The organism is Halogeometricum sp. CBA1124, assembly GCF_009741955.1.
Classification (GTDB): domain Archaea; phylum Halobacteriota; class Halobacteria; order Halobacteriales; family Haloferacaceae; genus Halogeometricum; species Halogeometricum rufum.
This window is the reverse complement of sequence record NZ_WPCD01000003.1, coordinates 1-21,640: the sequence shown is the minus strand read 5'-3', so window position 1 is coordinate 21,640 and position 21,640 is coordinate 1. Positions and strand designations below refer to the sequence as shown.

12 protein-coding genes and 1 pseudogene are annotated in these 21,640 nt (G+C 53.5%); 6 read left to right on the top strand and 7 right to left on the bottom strand.

Annotated elements, in window-relative coordinates; translation table 11 throughout:
- Positions 1–8: 8 nt before the first annotated feature.
- On the bottom strand, positions 9–866 hold the full coding sequence (locus GJ632_RS00755) for a hypothetical protein (RefSeq protein WP_191451632.1): 858 nt from the start codon (positions 864–866) through the stop codon (positions 9–11).
- A gap of 36 nt (positions 867–902) precedes the next feature.
- Positions 903–1,930, bottom strand: a pseudogene (locus tag GJ632_RS00750) (Cdc6/Cdc18 family protein).
- A 327-nt stretch (positions 1,931–2,257) separates the two neighbouring features.
- Between GJ632_RS00750 and GJ632_RS25690 the strand changes: the two are divergent.
- On the top strand, positions 2,258–2,758 hold the full coding sequence (locus GJ632_RS25690; RefSeq protein ID WP_394351767.1) for an XF1762 family protein: 501 nt from the start codon (positions 2,258–2,260) through the stop codon (positions 2,756–2,758).
- 72 nt (positions 2,759–2,830) lie between these two features.
- Here the strand turns inward: GJ632_RS25690 and GJ632_RS25685 are convergent, their stop codons facing one another.
- The 5 genes from GJ632_RS25685 to GJ632_RS00725 all read right to left on the bottom strand — a co-directional run bounded on the left by GJ632_RS25685 (position 2,831) and on the right by GJ632_RS00725 (position 12,413).
- A complete protein-coding gene (locus GJ632_RS25685; protein ID WP_191451630.1) occupies positions 2,831–3,694 on the bottom strand; it encodes a PD-(D/E)XK nuclease family protein in 864 nt (287 codons plus the stop codon).
- Between the two features lie 4 nt (positions 3,695–3,698).
- Positions 3,699–4,802 carry a DUF1998 domain-containing protein gene (locus GJ632_RS00740; protein WP_197427776.1) on the bottom strand — a complete coding sequence of 368 codons (1,104 nt, stop codon included), beginning with the start codon at positions 4,800–4,802 and terminating at the stop codon, positions 3,699–3,701.
- Positions 4,803–4,942: 140 nt separating this feature from the next.
- Entirely contained in the window at positions 4,943–9,124 is a 4,182-nt protein-coding gene (locus GJ632_RS00735; protein ID WP_191451627.1) for a DEAD/DEAH box helicase, read from the bottom strand.
- 35 nt (positions 9,125–9,159) lie between these two features.
- Positions 9,160–10,653: a hypothetical protein gene (locus tag GJ632_RS00730; protein WP_191451625.1), complete on the bottom strand. Its 1,494-nt coding sequence runs from the start codon at positions 10,651–10,653 to the stop codon at positions 9,160–9,162.
- A 305-nt stretch (positions 10,654–10,958) separates the two neighbouring features.
- Positions 10,959–12,413 (bottom strand): hypothetical protein, encoded by a 1,455-nt coding sequence (locus tag GJ632_RS00725; RefSeq protein ID WP_191451624.1) that lies wholly within the window; start codon positions 12,411–12,413, stop codon positions 10,959–10,961.
- A gap of 460 nt (positions 12,414–12,873) precedes the next feature.
- On the opposite strand from GJ632_RS00725, the gene GJ632_RS00720 reads away from it, so the two are divergent.
- From GJ632_RS00720 to GJ632_RS00700, 5 genes are all read left to right on the top strand, one after another.
- Positions 12,874–14,754: a Druantia anti-phage system protein DruA gene (locus tag GJ632_RS00720; RefSeq protein ID WP_191451622.1), complete on the top strand. Its 1,881-nt coding sequence runs from the start codon at positions 12,874–12,876 to the stop codon at positions 14,752–14,754.
- Positions 14,755–14,793: 39 nt separating this feature from the next.
- Positions 14,794–15,249: a hypothetical protein gene (locus GJ632_RS00715; RefSeq protein WP_191451620.1), complete on the top strand. Its 456-nt coding sequence runs from the start codon at positions 14,794–14,796 to the stop codon at positions 15,247–15,249.
- 220 nt (positions 15,250–15,469) lie between these two features.
- Complete coding sequence (locus GJ632_RS00710) at positions 15,470–16,354, top strand: hypothetical protein (RefSeq protein ID WP_191451618.1); 885 nt, start codon at positions 15,470–15,472, stop codon at positions 16,352–16,354.
- Positions 16,355–16,360: 6 nt separating this feature from the next.
- A complete protein-coding gene (locus GJ632_RS00705; RefSeq protein ID WP_191451616.1) occupies positions 16,361–17,863 on the top strand; it encodes a hypothetical protein in 1,503 nt (500 codons plus the stop codon).
- Positions 17,860–21,640: DNA translocase FtsK (locus tag GJ632_RS00700; RefSeq protein WP_197427775.1), on the top strand; the 3,781-nt coding region annotated here is incomplete at its 3' end. The genes GJ632_RS00705 and GJ632_RS00700, both read left to right, overlap by 4 nt.

Here is a 21,640-nt window from a genome sequence, read left to right as displayed (position 1 = left end):
GACGCCGCTCAACCGTATCTGGACAAGATAGTCAGGTTCGCAGCAAGTAAGCCGAGGAGGATGACCAGTGCGTCAACCCACCCAGACCGCTCTGAAGTGAATCGGGCCAGTCCGAATCGGGAGTACCAGAACTGGATTGGATACTTGGTGAAGAAAATAAAGAAGAGGAAGATCAAGTTGAGCGCAGTAGATCCGAAGACCCAGACGATCAAGAGCCAGACCAAAGCGTAACCAGATGCACCTACCGCGAAAAGTTTGATAAGCGGGGGTGAAGCCTTCGAATCAACACGGTGTTCCAGCCAGGCCAGTTCTGCGGGGATGTTCTCACTGTTCGAGAAGGTTACAAAGAGGCCGGCTTGGTCCAGAAACCAGTCATCAAGGCCTTCAGTCAAGCCGAATAACTCTGCTTCTTCTGCACGCTTCGAGGTATTGTGGCTTAGGAGGGCGATGTATAGGCTTGCGTCTTTGGTCACCTTCTCGTGGAAACCGAAGACGCCGAGAACGAACAACGGAATTAGCGGGGAAGCGATTAACACTGGAGAGATTGGCATAGAGAATTGGTCGGTGAGAACTGCACCTGCCTCCAAGAAGATGTGGACCGTTGCTACGAGGGTGATCGCTTGGATGAACGGCATCGACCATCGAAGTACTGGTTTAGAAGATGCGTGCTGGTTTGAGACCGCCATCTTCCTGAGCAAGGTAAGTCCGCTTAAGGAGATTACTAAGGCCTTCAGCAGGCTATATCCAAAATCGTTGATGGGAACGCTGAGAACGATTGTGACTACGAGGGCGGTAAATGCGATTTCGAAGTCTACCTGGTCGCTGCGCTCGCTCCCGAAGATAGTAACAGGGTCTATTTTCTCCATAATGGCTTCCTCGAAGGGCGTTTTGATTCAGTCAAGTTACTCAGCGAGTGGAGGAGATGGCTGGTCAATGGCTGTATATTCCCGATCTCGGCTGGACCCGTCCGCCTCTAGGAGGTTGTATTGAGTCATCTTTGACAGATATGCCCGAATGGTTCGCTTGGTCCGCGGATCATCGACGTCCTCGGTATAGCGCTCGTGAATCTCGCTCGGCCCGACCGGGCTGTGCTCGCGAACGATGTCGTAAACGACGCGTTGGTGCGGCGTGAGCGAGTCGAGACTCTTCTGCTTAATCTGCGCCCGGGCATCCTCGGCGGCATCCAGGAGAATGTTGTCGGTGATGCGCTCGTGGTTCTCGCGATCGGCCTTGCCGGCGGCCGTTCGAAGGATGCCGATTGCGAGGCGGGCGTCGCCGGCGGCCGCGTCGGCGATCCGATAGAGCTGGTCGTCGGTGATGACGTCCTCGTCGAGGCCCCACTTCGCCCGCGCACTCAGAATGTCGTACAGCTGCTCGTCGTGGTACTTGTCCATCCGGACGTGTTCGCTGGAGCGCAGCCGGCTCACGAGGCGATCGTCGACGCGGCTGAACAGCTCCTCTTCTTGTTCGCGATGCAGATGATCGCGAACTGCGGGAGACTGTGAAGGTCGTAGATGACGCTGGGGTCTTCGAGCTGGTCGACCTCGTCAAGGATGACGACGGTGCGCGGGCCGTTATGCTGCTGGAGGCGGTCGACGAGTTCGTCGTGGGGCGTCGACTGCCGGTGGATGTCGATGGTCGCGCCGAGATCGTCGAGAATTTGGTAGAGCGTGCGGAACCGGGTGTAGTTTCGCCAGCAGTTGACGTAGATGGCCTCGACGTCGAGGACCTCTTCTCGAAGTCGTTCCGTGACGAACTTCGAGATGCACGTCTTCCCCGTTCCGCTGGGTCCGGTGACGATAGCTGTGTCGGCTGGTTCGCCGTTCGTGATGGGCTCGAGAACGCTAGAGAGGTGGTTGACCTCGGCGTCGCGATGCTCAACTTCCCGAGGGACGAATCCGGCGCGGAGAACGCGAGCATCGCGGATCATCTGTTACTGTTCGACCTGTTTCCCGTCTAGTCATAAAAGCGTGACCGGGTTGTTTCCGGAAAGGCATACATTATCCCTGCTTGATCGCTGTTTTGATAGCTTCTAAGAGCGCTTGGGCTCATTAACAGGTCTCTCCATAGGGATGTTCTCGGAAAGAGGCATTCCTAGATAATCAGCGTTCACAACTTGTCTGATCTACGGGTTGTGAGGTTCCTCGATAATCTTTGGTTCGAGCGTACTAACGCAGAAATATGAGTCCATTCTGGTGATCTCGTTCTGTTTTTCATGCGCCTGATTGGGTGAGGCGCAAGTTGCCTCAGGCAAACGATGAAAGGTCCAATATCAGTACCAGACTCTGTATCGGATCTCAAACTAACCCGGGAGCGAAGCCGAAACGAGATCAACGATTTCCTCGAGTCGGATATGGTAGACCACAAATTGGGAGGTATCCCTGGATGGAAGGCTGCGTTCGGAGCTCGTCATAAATCTAATCTAATTGCAGTCTGTGTTCTCGGTCGTCCAGTAGCCCGAATGGTCGACGAAGACAAAGAAATCTCAATTACACGGTACGGATCGCGACCCGAAAGGCCATCAAACACTGGTTCTTGGCTAATCGCTCGCGCCCGAAAGTGGGCGTTCTTAGAGGGCTATCAACGGATTTCTGCTCACGCTGGAGTAGCAGGTAACAAGGGGACGATTTATTCTGCGGCAGGTTTCAAACTAGTTCGGGAAGAGAAAGCTCAAGGGGATAGTTGGCAGTCGCGCGAAGGCCGGTCCTCAGTTGATGATTTTGTTCGTCGCAAGTGGATTTATCGATTGCGTGATTGAATTGTGATATAATCCGATTTGCTTTGTATGCAGTAGATGAGGTATAAGACGACCTAATTCGCACTTTACTACTTAGTTTGGTTCTGGCTCTTCACCCGTGACGGTTTGTCCGTCTGTACACCGGTGAAGGTACGAACATTGGCTACATTTCTGGACTGTTGGATTTGTCTTGTAGGATTCGATGTCCCTCATACTCGTCCAGAAGGCCCTATCATTCGTAATCCGTTCTCGGATCTGTCTCATGTCTTCCGTGGTCGGCACCATTCGGTCGAACTCCCCACTTCCAGTATGGGCTAATTGGACCCGAATCCGACTGAGTTCGGGTTCATACGCTTCGTGAGCATAGAGTGCATATGCTTGCATCTGTATTGTAGGGTTACTAAACCGGTCATACGCGCCTGTCTTCCAGTCAGTAACGACAAAGTCTCCCTCTGGGTTTCGCGTACAGAGATCTGGCTGGACGGTGACGGGTTCTTCGGAGACTTCGAACGTTTGGCGCGTTTCGTGGGCGATATACTGGTGGTCCTCAAGGTGGGGCCAAATCACCCGGAAGAACTGCCTGATGTGATTACGGGCTGTACGAACTAATGACCGCGTGAAGGAATCGCTATCGAAGGATTCCCCATCCGTAATGTCAATCCGATCAGCAATCGTCTCAGAATTCGCTTCGACATACCTCTCAAGTTCGTCTTTCGCATATTCAGTTGCAGTCTGAAGATGGATGTTCTCACTCCGAGCCCATCGTGCAACCTGCCCCGCGAGAGATTCGTGTACGATAGTTCCCAGATAGGCCCCTGGCGACGGTGTATACTCACTATAGTCCTCGGTAGACTCGGTCTGTTGGTATCGATAAAAGAACCGCCGGGGGCACTCTTCGAACAGCTGTGCTGCCGACGCCGACCAGTTTACGTGTGCAAACTGTTCTGACCCATCCATTCCGCTATTGGAGTTGATCGACGATTGAGTGAGCCACCTCTGGCAACCGTTGGGACAACTCGTAGTCTGAGTAGTCCTCGTCGTACGTCGCCGACGTCGGGGCACGTGACCGCCGCAGACTCGAACGAATACCAAATGTCATCGTCGTCCCGTCAATCTCGATTTCCCATTTATCGTCGTCAATCGCCCTGAGTGCAACATCTTCCTCCTTCAACTCCAAGGCACGTTCGAGCTGCTTTATCAGGCTCTGTGTCTTATCAGGACGAAGCGTTGGTGGAGTCCCCGTCTGTGCGTAATCGAGCAAGGCCAGCCCTTCGTGGCGATTCAACGAGTCGTGGAGATGGCGGTTCTGATACCGGCGCAGACAGTTGTGACACGCCGTATCGCATGAGCAACTCTCGAGGATTGAACGGGCTTCTGCACACACGGCGTCGAATTCCTCCCAGACGCGCGATGAGAAGCCAGCACCGCCAGCGGTTGTGTCGAAGAGGAAGACCTCGATAACGCCCCGTGCGTCGATGTCGGCGTGCTCTGCCGAACGAGTACGGAATCCACCTTCGAGTTCGTCATCTTCGATACCCAGCGCACGAGATGCACCCATGACTAATGCTTCAGCTAACGACTGTCCTGGTGTCTCGAACCATGCTTCGGATGGAACAAACTCCATCTCATCACCTAACGGGATTTGGAGGACGGTCAAATCACTGGGGAAGCGGTGGCTGAAACTCGTCGTGACTGTTGAGCCGGTACACTGATCATCCCAGTCATATTCTCCAACAAATCGGAGATCCTTGGGGTATGGACGGGCGTGTGGGTTCGAGAGCGGACCTTCGCGGCTAACGGCCCCACAATCGGTGCAGACCTCGAATCCATCCTCATCAGCCCCAAAGTTAGCGACAAGAAGCTGTTCGTCATTCATCTTCCCCACTATCGAATGGCCAATGGATCTCTCCTCTGCCATCTCGCTAGCGTTCTCACTCTCGTGAGAAGTCGACGTCAGCGGGTATTTAGGCTGTGTCGCGTAGGCGCGGTTCTCGTTGTAGTCCGATCCTTTCTCAGCTGCACCTGTCTCATCGACTTTCGGTGCAAATGCCTCCGGGGTGTACATTTGAAGGGAACTGACGGTCGCTCCCTCACAGACTGGACATTCCATATCCCTGGCTGCCAGACTCTCATTATGCTCGTCAAAGACCGTCTTGCAGACGTCACACCAGTTCAACCAATCGAGGTCTCCCCAGTCTTCGCCAGCTACTCGGTTCTTCGGGTTGTCTGGGAATTTGACATAGACACCGTAGGCTCGTAGGTCTTCTTGTCAACGACGATCTCTCGGCCTGGTACGTACGTTGAGAGAGCCTGTTTCAGATCCCGAGACATCTGGTACTTGTTCTTCGGCTGTGACGACCCGGGCTCATTTTCGCGCACGACGAAGTCGGCCACATCAGTCGGGAACGAGAACGTCGGAAGGAGGGCTGCATCGAGAAGGACGGAAAGTAAATCGTCGTCTTCCGTGGATTGCTCTTCCCATTCTGTCTTGGCTTGTAGCTCCTGGAGTTCGCTTAGGAACTCTGTAGCGGCGTCGCGGACTAATGCGACCTCCCAGTCGGATGAACGTCCCTCTCCTAGTGCATCTGGAAGGAGGGCCCCCAATTGCTCGAGCGTCGACGATGAATCGGCGAAGATCTCTTCGTCCAGCCAGTCTTCGAACGCGGCGAGGGTTTGGTCCCCTTCTCCTTCAAAGAACTCGGCTGTACCTTTGAGCGAGCGGAATACGGCAGCTTCCGTCTCGACGGCCGATGGATCGAAGAACCGAGCAAGCAGCGAGGCGTTGATGTGCCGCCGGGCGATCTTTTCGTTGCCGGCGTAGATGACCGGTGCGTTCCCCTCGCTCGTTATCATCTCCTCAGGATTCTCGAAGTAGTGTGACTCGTGAGGGGAGTTGTCCGCGAAGGTGACGATCGTCGAGAGCCCAGCTCCGCGACGTCCTGCCCGACCAGCACGTTGCTCATAATTCTCTGGTCCTGGCGGGACCGTCCGCATGGCCACGCCAGTGAGACTCCCGATGTCAATCCCGACTTCCATAGTAGTCGTACAGCTTAACACGTCGATTGGCTGATCGGCCTCGGAGTCCCCGACAAGGATGTCCTGGAAGAGCAGTTCGTACTCTTCGGAGCGTGCGAATGCCTCGGAGTTGTCCTTTGCACTCAGTTGTGCGGAGTGCTCTTCTGAACGCAGCGTGAGCGGGTCCCGTTCGCCATGGAGCACTTCGCGTGGCGGGTTCCGAAGGAAGTTCTTCCGTGCCTGGAGATGGATGTCATCGTCACTAACCGGACTCAGAGTTCCGCGACACCCATCGTAGGGACACGAATCATTGAGAGACACTACCGAGAACCGGCGACATCCTTCACACCGGTACCAATCGTCGTCGAGTCGGAGATCGATTGTCGTTGCTTTTGGATTGACGAAGTAATTTCCGTGGGAGGCCCCAAACAACACAGGCTCTGTCGTCATCAACGCCCGTCTCAGACTATTCCACGCCTCTTCCGGCACTTCGTCGTCGAGTGATTCTACAACATATTCAGGGATTATCTCGCTGTGGGGGAGCCCCGTATCGTCCGGGTCAATCCAATTTTGGTAGGGATAGGAGTTCGAACGTCGTCTGGCTTCAATGCTTGAATCAAATGCCCGTTCCTCGCAGGCATGACGAAGCGCCTCGATGAGGATGCTCTTGAGTTGGTCTGTCTCAATTTCAGGGACGGCCTCATCGATTTTCTCAAACACTTCCTCGGACGGCGCAATGTACCCGACGAGAGCGCCGGTGATGGAGTACTGTTCATCGCCCAACGATCGGAGGAGAAGTTCCTCATACTGGCGGGGACGCTCCGACAACGCATTGCGTGCGGCTGGCACCTCCGGAATATCGTCGATGGACTCAAGGTAGTACTCATCAACAATATCAGACAGGTTCCCACGAATATCCTCGAAGTGGGAGCGTGAACCCTTATACACGACACCCGACTGATTCGTGTATTGGTCGCTGTCGTCGAAAAATACGATGTTGTTTTTCGCACAGTAGACTGCGAACTCGGCGAACAACCGATCCATCGTGATTTCACCGTCTGCGGATCCAATAATGTCGGTTAAGACCTCGCGGAACGAGTCGGATTCAACGTTCGATTGGAGATCGCGAGCTAAGCGAGCTGCCTTCTGTCGACCGTCAGAGAAGCACAGTACCTTACGCCCCTCGTTGGGGAACTTCTCTTTGAGTGGGTCGGTCGGCTGGATACCGAACATCGAGCGGACGCTGTGCGCGAATGGCTCCTCACCTTTGGTGACCAGATCTTCGACCTTCGTGTCACCATTCGGACGGCGTCGTTCTTTGATTCCGCACGCCGGACATTGAGTCCAGCTCCATGCACCGTCCTCGTCCGGCGGCTCTTCAGTCGGGACCTGAACCTCGATATGAGTGGTCGGTCCTTCGTCGTCCACATGCCGATCATCAACAAGATGGCCGGAGGCAATCGAGAGATTTCGTGAGGTCGTCGTCTCGGCGAGCGAGCGTCCGTGTTCGTGGTCTGGATTCGGGTCATCTCGAGGTTCCTCAACTAAGAGATGAAGCTCGTCCAAGTCCTCGCTGCTCTCAGGATCTGACCACAGGAACGTCGGCCCGCGGTCGTCGTCAGAGCGTCGATAGGCACGCAGATATGCTGCTCCACAGGTGCGGTGGCTAATCAGTTCGAAGACGCGACTGCCACAGGACTCACAGGTCGTGTGCGGATTACTGTAGATGCGCCCGAGGAGGTTCTCCCCCTCTGTTACCCGGCGGCCGCTGCATTCAGGATTGACACACGCATACTGGGCGGGGAGCCCTTTGAGGAACATGTGCAGGCGCGTCGGAAGCAACGCCTGATCCTCTCCCTGGCGGGCCTCGGTACAAAGATACAGAAGATTACCCGTCGCCTCACGAGCCAGTTCCTGATCGATATCCTCGAACAACTCTTTGGCAAGGGCCGATAGGCGCAGCGGCTCTTCACGAAGATATTCGTGTGCTAATCTGAAGAGTGGGTCATCGACTAACTGGTCAGCGAGGTACGAACGGACCGATTCTACGTCATCACTTTCAAGAGGATCCCAGCCTCGTTCGCTCGCAACGTTGCGAATCTTCGATGGATCATCGAGTTGGTAGCCAACCCGCTCTAGGAGTTGTGCCGTGCGTTTCTCGCTCGGTTCTCCACCTTCGTACTCCACCTGCTCACCGGTGATTACTGAGAAATCGTCCGGATCTCCGGTTGTGAGCTGGGCCGCAAATTCTGGGGCTGCTTCCTCTACGTTTTCGCCCATCGTCGCACTCGTGAGGATGAAGCGCACACGTTCGCGAGATATCCCGAGTTTCTGGAGCAAGCGGCTCAACAAGAGTGCGACCTCTGCTCCTTGGGCGCCTCGGTAGAGGTGAGCTTCGTCGAGGACGATATTCAGCTCGTTCTCTTCGTCCTCGGCCAGCCATTCACGGGTATCCTCAAAGAGGGGTTGTTCGATTGGCCGGAGTAGCATGTACTCCAGCATCGAGTAGTTCGTAATCAGGAGATCAGGCGTCCCGCCATGGGGATTGCTTCCATCGCGAGTGTGCATCTCTTGACGCGTGAAGAGTTCCGTGTCGCCGGGTTGGGTACGAAAGTTTGTTTCTTTTGGTCTGTTATTATTATTCAAGAATCCTTCCAGATTCTTGGCCGGAATACGGCCTTTCTCTGCGAGTTGTTTGTAGAGGTCTGGCTGCTCTTCCTCTAACTCAACGTACCTTTTGATGACCGGCCTGACCAAATTATCGTTTTTGCTGGTGTCATACTCCCCGTGATAGGGTGTACGACTCGTATACATCCCAAACTGAACCCGCCGACCCATATAGTCCTCAAGCGTATCTGCTCCGTCCTCATCACCGAAGAGTAGGCGCATTCGCGAGAGTTGATCCGCGACGAGAGCGTTCATTGGATAGAGAACTAATGTCCGTATCCCACGTTTGTCGGCTGTTTCGCCTCGCGCTGCTTCTTGTGCGAGTTGACCCAGAATTGAGTAGAGGAAAATCTCGGTTTTCCCGGATCCTGTTCCAGTGGATACGATAAGGTCGTCCTCGTCGTTAAAGAACGATTGGAGAGCGTCGGCCTGGTGTTTATACGGCGGATCGAAGATATCGAGATCGTCGCTTTCGAGATCTTTCAGCAAATCGACGACTTCGCTCGGCAAGCCCAACTCTCTGAGGGAATCCCCAGAAACATAGGTCGGTGTAGCCTCGACCCACGGTTCGGTGGCCGTCTCTCCCTCGTCCATCAGGGCACGACGCTCCTTGAGAAGCCGCGGATGATGGAGGTGGTAACGTGATTCGATGTACTGTTGAAGGTCGTTCTCGAGCTCTTCCGAGACTTCTTTGATTGATTTCATGTTATGTGTTGTCGATGATGGTCACGGGCAGTTCGTCAAAAGACCTCTCGCACTGAATTAGCATCGGTGTCCGAAATTCGCCATTGAAGCTGATACGACGATGTTTCAAGCCACTCTGCTCCGACTGCGTACAGCCAACGCATCTGTGCCCGCGGCGGTGCAAAGTCACAACTCAATAAGACCTCCTCCTCATACCCGGTGAGTTCAACAGTCTGTGGGTCCTCAGCCATTGAGTCAAGGATTAGGCACGCATGCTTGCGGTATTTCGGCGAAACAGTGACGGCCCTGGTTTTGCCGTCGCCCGATTGAACCTTCAACTGGTAGGTATCGGCACCGTATTCGACTGGAACTCGCCACAAGCTGATCGCAGTTCCGTCTGCCTCTTCAATGACGAGCGGCTCACCGTCTACGGTAAATCCATAGTACTGTCCAGTGTATGGTGCCCAATCCTCCTCCGGTTCCCACGACTCCTGCGGTCGCTGTTCGATGTACTCACGTAGTGTGGCTGGCGTCGTAATCGGCGCCTCGTCCAGACCGATGTATTCGTCTTTAGATTGAACGGGGATTTCTCTCGAACGCAATTCTTCTTCACTGGTGTCAGTAAGAATCCGCGTCAACCCTCGGAATTCGATATCAAAACCGGACTCTATGAATAGACGACTTGGATCTCCTGAAACGAGCACGGCCTCAGATTCGGAGATCATTACAGCTCGCGTCGGTGCTGGAGCATAGTACCCCTGTGAGAGTTGTATCACATCACCGAGGAACGTGATTGTGGGGCCGGTACGCTCTGTTAATGCTGCCCGAAACCACCCGACATCATCGGATACTTCATCGGCACCAGCGACCGGCTGTCCGAGAACAGCTGCCAGCTTATGAACAACCCAGTGGCGGATTGCGGTGATGTGTGCTTGTGGATACTGTTGGCCACCCGATTCAGCTTTCTCCGCAAGACCGAGTCGGATTGCCTCACCAGCTATGGCGTCTCGGATACCGATCTCAGTTGATGGTAGTTGGTCGCCACTCACGCCAGTAAACCGCATAGCAAACGCACGAAATGGTTCTTGGCCGAACCCCGCTTGCTGAAGTTGCTGCATCCGAGTATCGTGCCCTGGATCTTCGATATCACCCACCGAATCATATACTTTTGTCACTTTGCCAACTCCGCGGTCTCGGTGAAATCTAATGAGTTCCCCTTCGATTTTTTGTCCGATTCGGGCTTTCTCTCCAGAAAAGTAGACAGGCAACCCGTCCACATACGCGATGAGACTACTGCCGTCGGTGTCATCTATCGTTGCCGTGAATGACTCGCCCTTTTTGATAGGGAGTTTGTCCCAGCGTTCACGAAGAATATTGAAGCGGATCCTGTAGCGTTTCCCACGTGCTCTTGCGTTCAGGATCTCTGCATATCCCGGTTCGCGTCCTACAACGTGCACTAAGTCGCCTTCATCTGCTTGTACTGGTCCGAGTTCGACGACTTCACCACCGGCAACGGCGAGTCCGAGGCCATACTCATCGATCTTATCCACCTCAATGTAGGTTTGTTCGCCCTCTTGTGGAGGTTGGTCAGGAAGAAGGCCGCTTACATGGCGTCGAATGTGGTCTTTGTAATCGTCCGCGAGGACTTCCTCGGTCAGGCAAAGTGCGAAATGAATCGATGTTCCAGCTACTGAATCTGCCCCAAGGTACCGCAATCGAACCGAACGACCGGGTTGGCACGTCACCGGGCCGATATTAATTCCTTCTCCTTCGTATTTGACAGTACAAGTTCTCCGTTTTCTCCGTTTCGTAATCTTGTCTACTTCCGCTGTAAACTCGTCACCGGGTTCCAGATTCATTGTTCCCCCTGCGGAAAGCAGATCGATACAGCCCCAATGCCATTGAACCGGATTTTGAGGTCATTACAGCCGCTCTCTACCCAGTGGACGATCTCCGAGATAATGTCACTGATTGCTGTTACGTCTCGGCTGATTGTCGGACCGAGCGATGCGCCTTCAGCAAATGTAGCGATCACTTCCAACTCGAGATCTTCTGGCCCGACATATTCGAGGTTGGTATGTAATAAATGTGGATTGAAACCAACGGGCATACGCTTCGAAGTCGGGCCTTCGATAGGTGAGAGAAATTCACGGTGTTCCTCATCTTGGATTTCGATACCAATTCGCCGTGATCCTGGCTCGGAAGTGTCTATGATCGTCGATTCTTCGGAGGGATGGAGGTGGATCAGACGATGTCGATCGGAGTTCCGTTGGTGGATACTCACGCGGCGCGATCCATCAGAGGGAACCTCAGTTGTGTAGTAACGAGGATTTCCCGGCCCCGTCCGGTCGATTTCGACTGTCTCGTTTGCACTTTTGGGGATGGAAACAACCTCGAATATTGGGTCGACTTCCTCGGAGGGAGTAACTCCGACGAGAACTGGTTCCTCAGGTGGTGCGTATATGGGTGCCTCAACGGTTGGATTTGTGTGTGCGGGTAATACAACGTCAGCATCGAAGCCGTAGTTCTCTGTACTAAGGCCTCCCCCATAGCGGTCAAGAAAAGGCTCCGTCTTTTCAGAGGCCCGGAACCCGACTAAGGATACATCTGCGAAGTCGTAGACGTCAACGAACGATACTTCGGATTTTGGAGGGTTCTTTGAGACCAGATATACCCACATATCCTTGCGCACTTGTTGATCCGAGTTATATCGCTGCGCCCGAGTTTCATCACCAACAAAGAGATCGCCGTGTTGGAGACCTGAAGTGGTCCAAGTGCCGGTGATGCTTCCGAGGGTATCTGGACCTGAGATTTGAAGTTCGTAACTATCCGCTGTTGGGTCAAGATCAAGCGTGACCTCTGCCTCCGATGGGTGGAAGTTACTCGGTACAGGAGGATGTGTGATTCCTGTTGCCTCGATATCGACGCTTTCTAAGAGTGTGTCGACGTCCTCATCTTTTTGGATTTGATCCCAATCGAGTGATGGAACGATGCCAAATAATTCGATACCCCCGTCATGGCGTTGCCCGAGATAGGTTCGAATTGACCGCTCACGCTCACCCTCTTCGATGTCCGAAGTACGGAGATCCTCGATCATCTTTTCAACACCCTCGTCGCTGGACAGTGAACAGGAAATGTCCTCCAGAACGCCTTGCTTATGAGCGAAGTACTGGCGCTGAGTCCCAATACGAGGGGTTAGGAATTCACCACATTCTGGGCACCGGTAGTAGTCTGACTTACGTTGGGCCTCTTCTATTGGAGTTTTCGTTCCCTCCGGGTCGAGTCCGAAGGGGATAGAAAGTTTACTCACGAATGGATCGGAGCCCTCCGGTGTAAGTCCTGATAGTTCCCTTACGCATGTGTTATCAAACCTGAGGGACAGATAGAATAAATCTATTGAAGAAACACGAACATATAATTTCTCAAATAATAGCGGTAGGCCCCCTTAGGTAGTTTAGGGGTGTGGACTGATCTGAGTCGATACTCTTTTGAATTTCAGCAGAGAACGATTCGCTACATCAACCAGATTACTATGGGTGCGAATTCTGAACGAGAAGTAGATTTTTCGCCTAATCTCCCGGACCAGTACCAACGTCGATTTCAGGCTCTGACCGATGAACTGATCGAATTTCAGGAGGACCTCGACAGGGAAGTCGCCATCAAGGACGAGATCCGCTATGTCGAGAACGAAATTGAGGATGAAGTAACTGAAGGCCAGATTCGATATCTCGCAGCGCTAGAGGTTCTCTTAGATCTCATTGAGATCAACTATGACATTCGAAAAAAACTCCGAACTACACGTAGTTCGGCCGGATCCTGATCGCTACAAAGACGACCCAGAGGAGTTCAAGAAACAGGAACGCGCTATCCTTCAGAAAGAACGACGGGCGCAGTTTCGAGAGGAAAGCGTCCGTGAGTTCGTCCGGAAAATGGAGCGAGACACCCGCGTAAACACGAACGGCGGGCGAAGTGTTCTTGAACTAATAACCGATGGGGAAGAACTCTACCAAGACTTAGCACCGCTTCAGAACCAGAATCAAGAGGAAATCGCCGAAGATCTAGAAGACGTTGTCCAACCCTACATACAGAAAGTAGAGACGGGGGAGAAATGTGATCACTCCGAGTTGGACTTGATGGATATCTGGCGGTATTTCCGCTACACTTGGCTGACACCATACAACACGGTCCCTGGGAGAAATATCAACTTCCTTATTAGAAACGCAGCGAAGCCGAAAGACCCGGTGATGGGGATTGCGACACTGGCAAGCCCCATGATGAACCTATCAGTCAGAGATAACTATATCGGCTGGACCATTGACGCGGTCGAAAATAAACTCCAGCGAAAGAAACGGGTTCACGAATACGAGGAGCAGCTGCCAGAGGAGAAGCGGACGCCGGACAAGAAAACTCGGACAGTCACCAATACAGAATGGCTTGAGTCCGAGGAAGAACACGAAGAGAGGGTCGGCGAGTTCTGCTCCGATATACGAGAAGCTCTAGAGGACGCCATTAATGACGCAATATCCAACATTCGATACGACGACTTTGCCGAGGAACACCCTGAACTTTCTGAGGAAAGTTTCGTTAACCCCGACGAACGGGTTATCGAGATTCTTGAGGAGATAGAAGAGGAAGCTGAGCAGACCATCGAAAATGGCGAGGACGAGAACCCGGAGAAGATGGAGTCATGGGAGGAAAGAAGTGAGACAGCCCTGTTCCGGAAAAAACGGGCTCGAGCACTTCAGAAGCTTCTCCGTGACCGAAAATACTTCCAAGAACACAGCGATGGGGACGACGTCGAGTTTGTCAAAACAGGGTTGAATAACGATTCTGGGCGGCGAGCTATCAAAACCGCCCTGAAGGAGATCAAAAAGGAGCGGGTCGGTGCCGGGATGATGAACATCATGGTCTGTGGCGCTATCCCCCCCTACAACCGTATTCTCGGCGGGAAGCTTGTGGCGATGGCCTTGACGGGTCCCAAGGTCATCGACATGTACCAAGACAAATACGGCGACTACCAGAGCGAAATCGCCAGCTCGATGAAAGGCGAAGCAGTGAGTAAACGGAATGAACTGGTTTTCCTCGACACCACTGGCCTGTTCGAGATTGGAAGTGCCCAGTACGACCGTATCCGGGTTCCAACCGAAAACGGCGAGATCGAATACGACCAGATCGGGTACACTGAAGGGTACGGTTCAATCCAGTTCGGTCCCGAAACACGAAAACGGATTAGTCAGGTCACACAGTTAGAGGAAGGTCGCAAGGTGGTCCGAGGTCGGTTCGGAGAAGGTGTCTCTCCTCGCATCCGGAAAATCCGCCGTGGCCTGAAGAACTGCGGTTTAGAGACGGATCTCTTGAAACACGAGTCTAGACGGATTGTGTACGGAATCGATCTGGCGGAGAACTCCCAAGACTATCTACTGGGAATCGACGACAACCCGGAATACTACTGGAAGTTCGACGACCCTCAGAAGGAGCAGGAGTCAATCTACCAGTACTGGATTGATCGGTGGGCAAGCATGAGAGCGCAGAAACAAGACGTCTTAGAGAATATTAGGGAGTTTGACAAGCAAGAATTCAAATTGAGCAGCGAGATCGATTTCGACAAACGGCAAGCCAGTCTCAGTGAGTTCATTATAAGCAACAGTTAACATGACGGGAACATTCGGTCACCAATATCAACGATAAATATGGGAGTTGAAGCATCGACACTGAATCTACGATTCCTTTCACAACTGGCACAGGGAGGCTTCGCTGAACAGCTCACCGACGAGCAACGCAGAGAAATACACATAACAACCCGTCTGGATGGTGAGGAATACCTGCAGGACGCACTAGAAGATGGGAAGCAGGTCATTCTCACTGGGAACCCTGGAGACGGTAAAACCCAGTACATCCTGCAGATGAAGCCTGAGTACCCGGAACCGGACTATTTCTATCTCTCTGACGCCTCCGAGTACGACGACTATACTGTCCTACTTGATAAATGGAAAGACGCCCTCGACGACGACCGACCTGGTATTCTCGCTATCAATGACGGCCCTCTTTACGAGATGACTACCCAACACGCCGACGACTATCCCTTCCTGGAAAAAAGTTCGGAGCCAGTTCCAAAACCAGATCATCTACGACGAAGATCAAGCTGACAACGCTGACTTCGACTCTATCGTCGTCATCGATCTCAACAACAGAAACATTCTCACCCGAAAGGTCATCGGCCAAGCCATCGAGAATCTGACTTCGAATAAGTTCCTCAAAGAGAACAATGGCGACGACATCGACGGACACATCGCTTACAATATGGATAAGATGAGGAATGACCGTGTCCGAGAAAATATAATCCGTCTCCTACAGTCCGTGGGCCATTTGGACGCCCACGTCACCGTTCGTGACCTCCTGAACTTTCTCGCCTACTGTATTACTGGTGCCAAAGAAGAGAGCATCACCGAGTTTGACGAAGATCTGAAATACTACAACCTCGCCTTCAGTGGCAGCGGGAAGATCTTCACCCTCCTGAACGAATACTTCCATCCCCGTGACCTCACTCATCCATTCATCGACAGCAAACTTTGGGCTGACGCTGAAGAAGAGGTTTCACGGAGAGACGAAGAAGACTCAGAGGACGAAGTCGACCAACGATTCATCGAGAAAAAACGTCAGTTCTACTTTGAGGATGTAGCCATCAAAGACTACGACGCTCGCGACCTCTATCACGAGACCAACTACTCCTTCCATAACCAGCGGAACAGGGATCGTTCGGATGAAAGCGTGAAAGAGGACGTCATAGAGATGATTAACAGCTATTTCATGCCGGATTCTTCCAAGGGCTCCGACCTCCGCGTCTGGCTCTCCCACAACTATCGATCTAAAAGCTCCCTATCCCTTATCTCCCGGACAGAAATTCCCAAGCGCGAGTTGAACCGCCGAGTCCCGCAGCTCCATCCCGAAATCAGCGATGCAATGGACTACAACCACGACCACCACGTTCTCGAATACGAAGGACGTGACTCAACAGTCAGGCTACGGATTGATCCAGACCTATCAGAGACACTCGGTGCCCTGAACGGCAACATACCTTACATCCTACGTGGAAGGGAAGAAGAACAGCAGTTGCTCGAATTTATGGAAGAAATCGAGTACAGGGAAAGCCACGATGAGGATTACGGCACCGTCCATATCATGGACACGGAAACTGGGGAACTCGAGATCCTGACAGTCAACGATGACCGGTACCAGATGGAGCGGAGGTGAACACCGATGCCAATGAGACTTAACGACGTAAACTCCGACGCATCGGAAGCCGCATTCGGATTCAAAGCAACCTCCGCCTCTCTAAAACCGGTGCATCTCTCCCAGGTCGTCTTCAGTAACGTTCTGGGATCTACTCACCAGTCGGAGGACCTGTTCAAATTCGTCGAGAAACCTGGGAAAACCCCCTCCAGCGACTTGGATGAGAAATACCACGGCCTGTTCGAGTCCTCCCGCGATCTCAGTGATGAACAAATGGACAATCTTCGGTACAGGATGCGGAAGGTCTTGGACAACGACAACGCCCTCTACGCAAGTAGTCCACGACACTCTGCAATGACCTCTATGAGCGACTGGTTCGTCGCCTACCGCCGAATCGGTGTAACACCGTCACAGTTCATCTACACCGTACTGGACGAATCTGACAGTGACATCAACCAGAAGCTGACCGACCAGCTTCAGGATCACCACGACGCTATCTCTCTCCTCTTCCGGCCACTGGCCAAAGATGGAGAGAAAGGCAACGTCACGGTCTCACCCTGGGAAGAACCCGTCCTCGGAGACGCATTCGGGGACGGGAAGATTGCGGATGAGTTCGTCGAAGGCTTCGAAACTCTGTCGAAGCACCTGAAGGACTCCAACGGCGACTACGACCTGAACTACGCCCGTGACCTTCGCCGCACCATCAAATTCGGCGGGTTCCTGCTCTACGTCTACATGGCCAACCGGCATAATGAGATCCGGGATGACGGGGGCAAAGACGAACCTGTCCCAATAGTGCTGAACTACACCGGAAACAGGAACAACCCGGTAGCCGACGCCAGCCTTGAATCATTCCGTGTCGTCGGGTCGGAAATCCAGTTAGCCACTAGGCTTGGTGTCAAGCACGTCCTTGACCTGCAGGGCTACAAAGACTACAGCGAGGAAGACGTCCTCCGAGAGCTCGAGAACCACAATTTCTTGGAACTGAACCGGAATAAGGAGGACAAGATCGAGCAGGACTACGAAAAATTCGAGCAGGTATTCCGAGCCTCGCGAGACCCCGAGAAGGATACCACCTTCCACAGGCTGGTGGATGCTGTAAGCAACGTCATCCACGACTTCTCGAACCGGTTCGACACATACACACCGCAGTCCACAGCCCAGACCTTCGCCTGGCGTGCCGGGATCCTCAAACCACGAGGAAACCGGGCGAACAAACGTAGGTATCGGCCCGATCCCGAGATGCTGGAACCCGTCCTACTCTCCGTAATCGAACCAGGCACGAGTATGTCTCTCCAAGATCTCTCAGAAGAACTCCGGGAACGGTACGGAATCATCGTGGGCGGAACCGAACAGGACCGTAGCCACCTGGCGGAGTGGGACATCCGCCTCGGTGCCAGCGCATCCGAAAGTGATCCGTTGAACAACCAGAACTACGAGGGCTTCAAAGAAGCAGTATCAAGCCTTGGATATGCCGAGGAATACGCGGACGGCGTTACCATCGTCTCTGTCCCTGAGGAGGAAATATGAGCGAAACCACACAGACACAAGACAGCTCATTCGAGAGCAACGAGGATCTGATCGGCAAAGCAATCGCTAACGAGACAGTCGACCAGCTGACCGAGGAAAACATCGGAGTAATAATCGAATCGCCACCCCGATTCGACGCTGAGGAGTTCGTCGATATTCTCTGTAGTAACGCACGGTACGATGTCGGCCTTGCTATGGTCAGCATCGATGAAGCAGACATCGACGATCTCCAGTCACGGACAGAGGACTCCTCCGTCAGACTCACAGACAAAGTTAGTGTCGCCGTCAACTGGCGGAATGGGACCGACACCGGATTCGAATGGGACGGACGCATCGAACCAGAGAAACTGGTGATTCTGGTTCGGGGAGACCACGCCCGCCTGAATTCGATGAAAGATTTCGAGGGTATGGTCGACTTGCCTCTGGCAGAAATCACGCGAGAAATCACCGATCAGATGCAGGCCCAGAAACAGTTCACCAACAGTCCTCCAGCCCAAGCTATCTGGGAAACCCTTGGCTCCGACCTCTACGACAGGTTCGAAATCCCTGCAGTTGCTGACTATGCAACGTCGACGCTCAAAGAATCAGAACAAGGTTCACTCGACGCCCTCGGAACCGAACTCTATAGACTGCGGCTGTTCAATGATCCGGGGCTTAACAACCCCGATGAAATCCCTGACAGGCTTTCCGACAACCTGGATCTCGTGCTGCGGGTATCCCATATGTCGAATAGGGATCGACGCCGGCTCACTAACAGTGTCACCAAAGTCGACGACAGCGAAAGGGAAGAACGGGAACAATCCGTAGCCAAGCTTCGAAGGTTCGAACGAACAGGTGACTCGGAGATCCTCGCCGACCTGACGTACAATGAGGTCAACGAGATATTCTCCACCTCCGGCCAGTCCAGCCAGCGACGTTCAACCACCAGCACTCGGAGAGACGTCGAATCCGCTAGCGTGGAGGCAGTCTTCGACGACAATAACGAGGAACTGGAACGGCTTTCAGAAGAGTTCGATGACCAATACCGAGAAGCCGTCGAGGAAGAAGAAAACCGGGTCGACATGGAGTTCACCGGAGATGAGCAGTTGGCCTTTGACGTCAACGACGACCTCTACTACTTTATTGAGCACTTCGTCACCGAGGACTCCTTCGGTGGTATCATCCACAACCCAGAGGACAGGCAAAGCGCGATCAAGAACTTCCAGGCTCTGAGAACCGAGAAGTTCCAGCCACGAGGCGAAGACAGCAGCTTCGAAAAACTCCGTAGAGTGGCTGAGAACAGCGGCAAGTTCGAGGACTTAGTTGCATCCATCGACCGATACGTAACAGCCCGTAGCGAACTCGTCGACGCCCTACCAGGACTATTATCCGCACCGCTTATCCGGCTTCTCGGAGACGATGACCTGCTCGAATTCGCAGAAAATTACATAGAGGCCTACCGTGAGGTCCAGGACAAACTGGACAAGAAGTACCGGGAGATTCAGGACGTTAGCTCCGAAGGCTCCTCCAAGCTTCTCTCCGATTTCCTCCTATTCGACACCGTCATTCTCGAATACGAAGACGATAGAGAACTCGTCCTCTCCCCACTCCACCCGCTCCACCTCTGGAAGTACTCCGAACTGGCGCGGGAGATGAAGGACGAAAAAGAGTCGCTGACCGAGGAAGAACGCAACTTCCTCATCAACAGCGTCGAAGAACAGCCACACGTCCTCCGCAGCATCCACGTCGGCGGGAACTACAGACTGGCGGATGAGACCTATCTCGTACAATCCGCGGAGCTCGACAGGCTGCCTGTCTATACCCGAATCGAGAATGCTGCAGAAGGAACGAACTCCAAGTTCTACGACTACGTCCTCGACAAGTTCACGTCAGCATACCCACCGTCTCAACGCCACCTCAAGATCAGCGTCATCGATCCTCTAGATCCTGTGGACCTTCTCTCTGACATCGCTGACTTAGCGGAGAAAGAAGAAATCCAAGGCGCAACAGTGGAGTTCGCCTTCATCGAGGACGAAGAGAAACCTGTCCTCAACGGCACTGCCTCACCAAGCGTCTCCGAGGATATCACTAATCTGTTCGGCCCAGACAACGACTCTGGGGAGTTCGAGATCGTTACAACCGAACATCCCAGCTATGACTCATACGCCGAGGGCCTGAAAGGCGACCCACAGCACTTCATCCTGATTAACGACCAGAGCAACTTCAGCATCCAGACCTTTGAGCGTGATGCTGAGACCACAATCCACCCGCTGTACGTCCCGAAAGAGTTCGACTACGACCTGCTTGAGGACAAAATCAATATCTCGCCGTCGAAGGAAGGAGTCCTCTTCTCCGAGTACCAGGACCTGATCAACCAGCTGTATAATCAGCGGCAGGCCATCCACAATGCTGAGGTCAACGAACTCAACGTCGAAAAGGAGACTATCGACGACCTCCTCGACTCCGCGATCTGGGTCTCCATCTCCTCACCGCCTATGAACGGAAACCCATTCTGGAAGGACAACCTAATTTCCAGAGAACGACGCGGCGAACGCGACTTCGCCACGTACTCAGAGGATATCGACTACTTCCGACGGGTTCTCCGCCGGATTATCACCGAATACCGTCTCGCGCCTGACGACACCGACTTGGAGGATATCGCGGAGAGAATCGCTGACCTACAACAAAGCGGCCTTCTCCGTCTCATCACCCGGGAAACCCTCGGCAGCGGAAAATCCAGAAACACGAAGGGCCTGCTGGGCTCGATTATCGCTGTCCAGTGGCTGCAACAGACGCTGGCAGATCCCAAGCTGATCTTCTCCATCGACAACCCGCGTACTCGGGAATGGCTGAATCTGGGGGACAGCGAAAGCCGGGCCGACATCCTTACTGTCCAGTTCGACGATGATGGCGGCCTTATCCTCGACATCATCGAAATCAAGACTCTGGAAGAAACTAGCGGCGCCTACACCGTCAAAGACGAAGATGGCACCAAGGTCGTGGAAGGAAACGCTGTCGACCAAGTCTTCGAGACGACAGACACAATCCGTGGCCTGTTCACAGGCGACAAAAACCTCACCACGTCGCCCCGGAAAGAGGCTCTCCGCGAACAACTGTACTACGAATTGACCTCCGCAGAAGGGATGGAGGGTAAGCAGGAGTGGGCAGACCGGATTAACGACGTATTCAACGGTGATGCCCAAATCGAGATCAACCCGAGGATCGTATCGGTCGAAGTCACCAGCGAAGCCACTTCGGACGAACGGATTGACGGCGTAACTCCGAACGCCCAGTCCATCAGGGTTGACAAGCTTCCCCGACAATCAATCAAGCGGCTGATTGTCAGCGGCATCGAGGACCGGGAAGACCAACGGCCGGAAGAGGATGCCGAAGAGGAAGCTGTCGCAGAAGAGGAAACGGACGAAATCGACGAAAGCGAGACGGAAGTCGACGGAGAGGAAACCGGTGGGGAAGAGGAAGACACCGTCGGCGACGACGAAAAGACAGACGTCAATACTGAATCTGCTGACCGGTTCGGCGATCCCGAAGAATACACTGACTTGGTAGAAACCCTGAAACGGGTTCTCAACGAGTTCAAGATCAACATCCGGAACATCGATCCCGACGATATCGATGTCGGACCAAACGTGGTACGCTTCAAGATCCGTCTGGCACCAGGCGAGAAACAGAGTTCCCTGGAGCAACGGACAGAGGACATCGCCCGGGAAATGGCGTTCGAGAAAGAACCGATCGTCCAGCGACTGCCTGGAACAGAGTACGTAGCTCTGGACGTCCCCC

Excerpts from the sequence above, each read along its gene's own strand:
- GJ632_RS00755 (WP_191451632.1), bottom strand. The coding sequence starts at position 866 with ATGGAGAAAATAGACCCTGTTACTATCTTCGGGAGCGAGCGCAGCGAC.
- GJ632_RS25690 (WP_394351767.1), top strand. The coding sequence starts at position 2,258 with ATGAAAGGTCCAATATCAGTACCAGACTCTGTATCGGATCTCAAACTA.
- GJ632_RS25685 (WP_191451630.1), bottom strand. The coding sequence starts at position 3,694 with ATGGATGGGTCAGAACAGTTTGCACACGTAAACTGGTCGGCGTCGGCA.
- GJ632_RS00740 (WP_197427776.1), bottom strand. The coding sequence starts at position 4,802 with ATGTACACCCCGGAGGCATTTGCACCGAAAGTCGATGAGACAGGTGCA.
- GJ632_RS00735 (WP_191451627.1), bottom strand. The coding sequence starts at position 9,124 with ATGAAATCAATCAAAGAAGTCTCGGAAGAGCTCGAGAACGACCTTCAA.
- GJ632_RS00720 (WP_191451622.1), top strand. The coding sequence starts at position 12,874 with ATGACATTCGAAAAAAACTCCGAACTACACGTAGTTCGGCCGGATCCT.
- GJ632_RS00715 (WP_191451620.1), top strand. The coding sequence starts at position 14,794 with ATGGGAGTTGAAGCATCGACACTGAATCTACGATTCCTTTCACAACTG.
- GJ632_RS00705 (WP_191451616.1), top strand. The coding sequence starts at position 16,361 with ATGCCAATGAGACTTAACGACGTAAACTCCGACGCATCGGAAGCCGCA.